At 52.7% G+C, this 1,165-nt stretch carries 1 protein-coding gene; it reads right to left on the bottom strand.

The features are described from left to right. The coding region (locus DWZ67_RS19935) for a TolC family protein (RefSeq protein ID WP_133302962.1) at positions 1–1,061 on the bottom strand (1,061 nt) is incomplete at its 3' end. Between the last annotated feature and the right edge of the window lie 104 nt (positions 1,062–1,165).

Genomic DNA, 1,165 nt, shown 5'->3' with positions numbered 1-1,165 from the left:
ACCGACACCATCTCCTGCTGCATGGGATGCCTGTATGCTTCACCGAATTTCTCTGCCACCTGGTTGAAGCCGACGCTGGCGTTGATGCTGGCGTTGAAGCGCGATTCCTTCTTCGTCTTGTCTACTGTCTGCTCGGCTTCCAGCACTTCCTGACGAAGCCCCAGAAATTCCGGATTGTTGGCTTGAGCGGCCAGCAAAGCCTCATCAACCGGTATGGTCAGCGCCCTCGGACGTCCCGGAAGCGACACCCTGATATCCGTGTTCTTCTCCATATTCAGGAAAGATGCCAACGAAAACATGGCGCGCTTCAAGGCACTGGCGGCATTCTGCAAAGTATTGCGGGCGTTCACCACGTCGAGTTTCAGCGTCAGCAGGTCGGCACGGCTGATGGCGGCTATCTTCAGGCGCTGCATACCGATGCGGTAGAGGGTATCGGTGGAGACGGCATTGTCCTTGGCCAAGTCATATTCCGCCTGTGCCATGGCAAGCGCAAAGAAATAGGTAGTGGCCTGCTCGGATACTCGCTCTGCATTGTAAATATACTCCTTCTTCACCTTTTCGTACTTCAGCGGCTCAATCCTGCGTTCCCAACGGAAAGGATTGTAACCGACCAGACTCTGCGAGTAGCCCAAACGAACCGGAACACTGGTGAACTGGGTATACTTGTTTCCACCGAAGCTCCGCATATAGCCCAGCTCCGTATCCAGATAGAACGTACCGCCCGTCAAGTCGAAATTCTGTCTGACGGCAAGATTGCCGTATGCATAGAAGGATTGCTGGCTGCGATAGATGTCAAGGTCCTGTTCGGAGTCGTAACGCTTGGTGATATCGCGGTTGTACTGTGCCGGAGTCATGTTCAGCGTCAAGCTGGGAAGGCGGTTTGCCTTATAGGTGCGGTATTCCCAATAACCGGCCAGATACATGTTCTTGGTGCGGAAGGCTTCCAGCGAACTGTCATTCGCCAGGGCAATGGTCTGCTGCAAATCGAGCGTTATCCGCTGCTGGGCAAAAGCGGAAAGGGCTCCCAGACTGAACAAAAGTATAAGACTTAATTTCTTCATGCTCTTTCTTTTCTATAAATAAACCAATATATCAACGGGATGATGAACAGACTGACCAGTGTCCCCACGAACATCGCCCCAATCATCGCTATGGAAAGCGGCTT

The organism is Bacteroides sp. AF34-31BH, from assembly GCF_003602795.1.
Taxonomy (GTDB): domain Bacteria; phylum Bacteroidota; class Bacteroidia; order Bacteroidales; family Bacteroidaceae; genus Bacteroides; species Bacteroides uniformis.
The sequence above is the reverse complement of the archived record's forward strand: the minus strand, read 5'-3'. Positions and strand labels throughout refer to the sequence as shown.